General features: G+C 31.0%; 6 protein-coding genes and 1 pseudogene. 2 read left to right on the top strand and 5 right to left on the bottom strand.

The window, feature by feature from the left end; genetic code table 11:
• Window positions 1-367 precede the first annotated feature (367 nt).
• Window positions 368-1,042 carry a recombinase family protein gene (locus CN288_RS27565; RefSeq protein WP_081811007.1) on the top strand — a complete coding sequence of 225 codons (675 nt, stop codon included), beginning with the start codon at window positions 368-370 and terminating at the stop codon, window positions 1,040-1,042.
• Between the two features lie 217 nt (window positions 1,043-1,259).
• A pseudogene (locus CN288_RS27560) lies at window positions 1,260-1,966 on the top strand (IS6 family transposase).
• A gap of 110 nt (window positions 1,967-2,076) precedes the next feature.
• Here the strand turns inward: CN288_RS27560 and CN288_RS27555 are convergent.
• The 5 genes from CN288_RS27555 to CN288_RS27530 form a co-directional block, all read right to left on the bottom strand.
• Window positions 2,077-3,129, bottom strand: a complete 1,053-nt coding sequence (locus tag CN288_RS27555) for a hypothetical protein (RefSeq protein ID WP_098303611.1) — start codon at window positions 3,127-3,129, stop codon at window positions 2,077-2,079.
• Between the two features lie 27 nt (window positions 3,130-3,156).
• Window positions 3,157-3,882 carry a YiiX/YebB-like N1pC/P60 family cysteine hydrolase gene (locus CN288_RS27550; RefSeq protein WP_098303610.1) on the bottom strand — a complete coding sequence of 242 codons (726 nt, stop codon included), beginning with the start codon at window positions 3,880-3,882 and terminating at the stop codon, window positions 3,157-3,159.
• A 1,061-nt stretch (window positions 3,883-4,943) separates the two neighbouring features.
• On the bottom strand, window positions 4,944-5,528 hold the full coding sequence (locus CN288_RS27540) for a GrpB family protein (protein WP_098303608.1): 585 nt from the start codon (window positions 5,526-5,528) through the stop codon (window positions 4,944-4,946).
• A gap of 170 nt (window positions 5,529-5,698) precedes the next feature.
• A complete protein-coding gene (locus CN288_RS27535; protein WP_098303607.1) occupies window positions 5,699-6,406 on the bottom strand; it encodes an IS6 family transposase in 708 nt (235 codons plus the stop codon).
• Between the two features lie 447 nt (window positions 6,407-6,853).
• The coding region (locus tag CN288_RS27530) for a hypothetical protein (protein ID WP_255260070.1) at window positions 6,854-7,504 on the bottom strand (651 nt) is incomplete at its 5' end.

Here is a 7,504-nt window from a genome sequence, read left to right as displayed (position 1 = left end):
TAGTAAATTGATATTATCTACACTAAATATTGTAAATGTTTAGAAATTTAATCCTTACATTAGTTATGCAAAAAGTTAGAATTAGTGAGTCTTTAAAAAAGATACAAAATGTTAAACTCATAAAACCCAGTGATATCAGTACATGTCCATGATATCACTGGGTTTTTATTTGGATATTTAACGGTGGGTTTTACTTTTTAAATATGAACTGTCCTAAAAAGTGAACACTGTTTGTAAAGGTATACCTTTTTAAACAATCGAAGAATATCTATGAAACATTGAAACATCAAGTTTACAAAGGTAATATAAAACATTTTATAAACGTTTATTTTTAATGAATACCTTTATAAACGAAAGTGGTATAATTGTGGTAACAAATGTAAGGAGAATATCAAACGTGGCAAATATTTATGGATATATACGTGTAAGTACAAAAGATCAAAATGAACAACGCCAATTACATAAGATGATGGAAAGAGGAGTGGAAGCTCGACGTATTTTTGTCGATAAAGCAAGTGGACGACATTTTGATCGTCCTCAGTATCAATTATTACGAAAAGTACTAAGTACAGGTGATATTGTTTACATAGATGCTTTAGATCGTATGGGGCGTAACTATGATGAAGTAATTTCGGAGTGGAAATACATAACAAGGGAATTACAAGCTGATATTGTTGTTTTAGAAAATGAAACATTGTTTGATAGTCGTAAATTTCGTGAGATGGGTGATATGGGAAGATTAATGGAAGACCAATTCTTATCTTTACTTTCCTATGTTGCAGATCAAGAGCGTAAAAAAATTCATCAGAGACAAGCGGAAGGTATTGCTGTGGCCAAAGCTCAAGGAAAACATTTAGGGCGCCCTCCACTTAACCTTTCAACATTAAGCCCAAAGCAACTATTTATAATAGAAGAAACTTATCCAAAGTGGAAAAAAAGAGAAATAACGAGCGTTAAATTCATGGAACTACTAGAACTTAAGAAAAATACTTTTTATAAGATGCTCAAAGAATATGAAGAGAACAAATTACAGCCTAAATAAAGCGTATGAGCCGAATATTCCTTAGAGTAGGAAATTCGGCTCATTTTATGTCGAATTTTGCTTAACGTATATTTTCGTTAAAATGTGGGCGGGACCCCATCACCATCAAGCTAAGAAAAATCATTACCCCCATAACGAAAAAAACGGTTCTGGTGCAAAAAATTTATCAAACTTGGACATACTAATACTACTAATCTAAAAAGGATGTGGATGAAGTATGTCTAAACCAAGTGCATTCAAATGGAAACACTATCAACCAGAAGTTATTATGTTAATGGTGAGATGGTACCTACGGCACAATTTAAGCTTACGTGACCTTGTAGAAATGATGGAAGGGCGAGGACTATCTATCTCTCATACGACCATCATGCGTTGGGTTCATCAGTATGGTCCTAAATTGGACAAACGAATTCGACGTCATCTTAAACAAACAAATGATTCTTGGAGAGTCGATGAAACATATATCAAAGTAAAAGATCAATGGATGTACCTGTATCGTGCTGTTGATTCAAAAAGAAACACAATCGATTTTTGCCTAGGCAAAACAAGAGACCAGAAGGCTGCAAAGCGCTTTTTCAAGAAAGCTTTGCGGTCTTTTCATGTTTCAAAACCTCGTGTTATAACAGTCGATAAGAATCCGGTTTATCCTATAGCAATTCAACAGATGAAAAAAGAAAAGCATACCTGATGGTATGCAACTTAGACAACAAAAGTACTTGAATAACATAGTAGAACAAGATCATCGCTTTATAAAGAAGTGAATCCGCTCTATTGCTAAGTTTCAAATGTTTTGACACAGCTACATCCACTCTTTCTGGAGTAGAAGCTATACATATGATTAAAAAAGAACAGATTGATTTATGGAACCAGTCTGTCCAAAACCAGAAAAAATTCATTCATCAATTGTTTGGACTTGCAGCATAAGGTACGATTCTGTTAGGAATATATGCATTTTATTCTCTTTTATTTTTGCACCAGAACCGATTCTAGGATATCCTTTTGAAACAAAAAAAGAACCCTTAATATAAAGGATTCTAAGAATTGTCTGAACTTGAATTTAGTATTTTAAAATCTATAGAAAACATTTCTTTTTTCGGTAAAATTAAATGACTCTCTTTCAAGTTTCCCTTTAAATCATGAGCATATAAAATATTCTCGCCGTTTTCAGTGAAACTTCCTGGTGATAAAGAGTATAGGTAATGACCTGTTAATTTAGTTCTAAATACCTTCGAATCCTTTGAGTTTTTATATTCTTTCAATAAGTTGAAATTTTTATCATATTCTACAATATGTCCTTCAACAAAAGTTACATAGTATTTATCTTCGTAAGCATGTACTCCAACTGTATTAGAATAAGGTAGCTCGATGTATCTTGTAGTTAGAGTACTCTTGTTAAAAATACTGAGTTTTCTTTCAGAACTAAAAATGATTTCATCACTAGTTTTAATAAAATTTTTAGGTGAACCAAAGGCATCAAAACTATATTCTTTTAATTCTCCCGTTTCAACATTAACTGTATAGAGAACACTTTTCTGCTCATGGGTAAAATCATTAAAAATGTAAGCTGTATGCTTTGATTGATCATAATCAATTTGTGTGATATAACCCACTAATTTAATCTCGTGATTAATCTTATTGCTTTTAATAAGTAGTGTTGAGTTTTTCAAATCATCATTTAATCCTTTAATTACTAAATTCTCATCTTCATAAATAGCAGAGACTCCAGATTTTTCTTTTTCCCGTGCCAATTCAACTTTATTTTTTGAATCAATAAAAGCACGATTACCATTGGTAACGGAAGATAAAACAAATTCTCCTTTATTTTTGATAGTTTCTTCAAAATAATAATCAGTACCAGTTATTTTCTTTGTAACAATTTCATCTTCCGGATCTTTTATAAATACAAATTCACTATTAGGTATCACGCCTGGTTTCATATAAAGAACTCCGATATCCTTAAATGCTGTTGATTTTTGACCTTGCACGGATACATGATTTTCATTGCTTTTTAAAAGAAAATAATATATAGCTGTTATAGAGGAAGCAATTATTACTATAGTTAATAGTATAATTTTTATTTTCTTCATTATTTGCTCCTTTAAATTAAAATGGCTTTAATATGATACTGTTTGGTTTGAATTTAATATATCTACCGGCCAAACTGTAGGGCCTCCATCTGCATCTATATCAAAACCTTCATTTTTCCAAGCCCGCCATACTAATTTAGAGCAATAGTAAGAAGATTCGTCCATTTTATTCATTGACAAACCATAAGGTTTTCCATTTCTCCATTGTTGCCATCCATAATGCTGTGCTCCTTGATATGAACTAGTACTTGCACCTTTTACATACAAAGCATATTTACTATTATAATAAGTGTTCCAGTAATTCGCTTTTCTTCGAACACCTTCGCCTGGATTTGCTTCGAATACATACGCATTATTATCTGCTACAATTCCTGCATGCCCCCACCGAAAACTACTACTACCATTATCTAAAGAAACAAGAGCATCTCCCATTGTGCCCATACCAGAGCCAGTCCATCTACTCGATGCCTGCTGAGTTAAAGATTTACCGTTTTCATTATTTGCAAGCTGTTTTTTAAATTCTTCTGTTTTTTTAGAAGCCTTATAGAATTCACTTAATATTTCTTTTTTTTGTTGAACGTTATAAGTATTGTACTCTTGTTGAAATTCAGGCCCTAATTCTTCTAACCATTTCGCTTCAATTCCCGGGTTACTAGGTTCCACTAAATGCCAATCTTTTTCTTTTTCAGCACTAGCGATCGTTGGTAACATTAGGAACAAACTAGTTAGAAGTATCCCCATTCTTTTTTTCATAATTCCATCCCCTTTATAATATAAAATTCTATTATATATTTTAAAGCCATATTTTGGAATAAAAAGCAATTAATTGGAATATAATGTTGGAAGATGTTTTTTATTTCATTACAATTTTTGTTGATAAAAAGACAAGACAAAGTTTTTTGATATTAATTCATGATAAACTTATGCAAAAAGGATGTGTATTATGGAAGCTTTTATGGAATACTTTAAGTCAACCCAAGGTTTTTTTGAAATGCTAATTTTCTACATTCCTTTAACCTGTGTATTGTTAAGTATCGTAATCACAATTATTGTAAGGAAAGTCTTTGTTGCACCAATATTATTGGGAATTATATTAGCAATTTTCTTTATATACATCTATAAACAAATGAATGTTGTAGCAAATAATTTTGTTATAGCATATTTTATATATTTTTTTATGTCATATATAACTAGTAAATTAATAATAATTTTTTTTAACAGGAAATTTAAAGTGAAAAAGAAATCAATGTAAAATGAAATACTAATAATGAACATCTTACTTGCTAATTTTATTCTAGGGACTATATTATAGCTAGGATACAAAAATAGATATTATAGCCTTTTTTACACTGACTCCAGTACAACAAATTACACTCTTTCTATTTAATCATCAAATAAATTAGTTATTTATACCTAACAAAAGAAGACCCTATAAACGGATCCTCTCTTGTTAGGTTTGTAATATCTTGTTCTCGCTACATCACAATCAAGCTAAGAAAAGCAAATATCTCTAAACAAAAAAATGTACATATCCAGGAGAAAATGTACATTTTTTTGTTTAGAGTGTTATTAAATTCTTAAGTTGCTGGATGTGTGGTGCTACCCCATCGCTATCAAGCTAACAAAACAAAATACCTCCCAAAATGAAAAAAATGTAGCTTTGGAATAAAGTTTGAGTAAAAATACCTCACGAATCAGCATTTTATGATAAATAAAAAGGATCCATTTTGAAAAAAGATTGATTAAAATGGATTCCTTGCTGGCATATCAAGGACTTGCTTTATAAAAAAGTTCAATTGGAAATAAAATGCTTATTAGTTTGGAGTGTATTTGTTTTCAAATTTAGTTTTCGCAATTTTAGTGTATTTGTTAACAAACTCTGTTTTTGCTTTAGTATATCCATCTCTGTTATGTTCATATTTGTCTATTAAGCTCATTTTTAAGTTACTATATTCTTGGGTAATATCTTTACGCAGTTGTAAAAAATCCCTAAAATACAATTCATTCCAATCACCTAAATACCTAACATGAAGATGAAATACTTTTTCGGAAAATCCTTTTGCTGTATAGCCCTTCATAAACATCATATGAGGTATTGGCTTTTGTGGTTGCTTTTCTAAAATATATCCATTTTTCTCTAACTTACTCACTAAAAACTTCAAATCGCAGTCTTCTGTTATTTCAATCAATATATCTATCGTTGGCTTTGCTAATAACCCATTAACAGAAGTGCTTCCTATGTGATTTATTCGCTCAATATATTGATTACCGATTATATTGTTAAGTAATTTTTCTTCTTGTAAATACCAATCTTTCCATATTGGATTATGTTCTTTCAGTATAATCGGAAACAGTTCCCACAATTCTTCAAGTGACATTTCTGATAAACTCTTACCCATAATACAATCCCCCATTTTACTTAGTTAATCGTTTTTATCAAACTTTATTTTAAGTTATCAATCTTTTTTACAAATTATTGGACTTTATTTTAAATCAACAAAAATACGGGTTCTGGTGCAAAAATACTTTACCAGAAACATAGAACGGCAATGTTCTGTTAACTGAGAGGTTAAACAGCTAATCCAAACAATTTATGAATGAATTCAGCTTCATTTCGGGCAGACTTCACCCTTTGGTGAAGTTGCCCTTTTCTCATCATATGCATAGCTTCGACGCCACTTAAAATGCAATTAGCTGTACGAAGTGATTTAAGTCCTAACATAGAGCGAACTCGTTTCTTGATAAAACGATGATCTTGTTCCACGATGTTATTAAGATATTTCACTTGCCTTATTTGGATGCCCACAGGCATCTTTTTTTCATTCTTCAACTCTTCAATTGCTACAGGATAGGCGGGATTCTTATCAATAGTTATCACACACGGTTGTGAAACATGAAAAGACCACAAAGCTTTCTTGAAGAAGCGCTTTGCAGCCTTTGTGTCTCTTGTTTCACTGAGATAAAAATCAATCGTGTTTCCTTTGGAATCCACTGCACGATATAGATACATCCATTGACCTTTTACTTTGATATATGTTTCATCGACTCTCCAGGAGTCATTCGTTTGTTTAAGATAGCGCCGAATTCGTTTATCTAACTCAGGACCATATTGATGTACCCACCGCATAATGGTTGTGTGAGAAATAGATAAGCCTCGTTCTTCCATCATTTCCACTAAATCACGAAAGCTTAGGCTGTACCGTAGGTACCATCTGACTGTTAATATAATCACATCAGGTTGATAATGTTTCCACTTAAATGAATTTTGCTTTTTCATACTGATCACGTCCTTTTGTAGATTGATAATATCAGTATGTCCAAGTTTTATAGATTTTTTGCACCAGAACCGAAGAATGTAGGGTTCTTACCTAATGGCCTATATTTATAATTAGTTTATATATGTTATAAAAATATGAAATTATGGTTATATATAACTATAATTCTTAAATGCATTTAGAACGTTTCGATTCTAATCATTTATTTTGAAAACAATTAAATTTAGATATTTTTTACAATAAATAAGATGTAATATTTGTTAAAGTGCAATCTGTAGTTCTTACTGAAATACGTGGTAAATTTACTTTAAATAAGAAATGCAAAAAAAGAGATAAAACATATTATGAAGTGCTTTATCTCTCTTTTTCTTATTGATTATGGAGGAATGTATTTCATTTATATATATAGTTTATTTGGTGCAAAAACTGGCATAATGCTAGCTTTTTTATTATTTTGAAGTAAGAGCAACTAAAACATCTACTGGATAGTCAACGGAGGTTTTCACTTTATATTCTGTCGGACTTGTAAGACCCTTAAATTCCTCACCAAGTTGACCAAAAAGATTATCCCAAACACCATTTTGTTCAGACATCCATTTTTGTAATTTTTCTCCTGGAACAACTGAATACGTTGCTACTTGTTGATATAAGGCTGTTCTGTACTGATCATATGCGTAATCATATTTTGGATTAAAATCAAATGTTTTCGTAACTGTCTCTTCTGAATTTAAAGTAACACCATAACCGAAACTTGCAGTTAATGATTGATTTACTGTTGCAATCCCTTCAAGTCCTACTTCCATCCCAATTGTATAAGATAATCCTACAGTTACATTATGAGATATACCACTTGTAACAGCTTTAGACCAATGATAACCTGAATTTTTATCTACTATATTTGAATCAATCAACTTCCAATTTACTTCTTTTTTCAGTTTAGTATCTTCTAAAATTGGATCGTTTTTAGGAATTGCTATTGTATATAATACTTCTCCTTTGTTACCTGTTTTTTCATATTCTTCTCCAACCTTAAGCCATGTACCATCAGCTTTTAAAATTTTATGTTTAGAATTAGCATCCATTTTTAATCCATAAACTCT

Source organism: Bacillus sp. AFS023182 (assembly GCF_002560575.1).
Lineage (GTDB): Bacteria > Bacillota > Bacilli > Bacillales > Bacillaceae_G > Bacillus_A > Bacillus_A arachidis.
The sequence above is the reverse complement of the archived record's forward strand: the minus strand, read 5'-3'. Positions and strand labels throughout refer to the sequence as shown.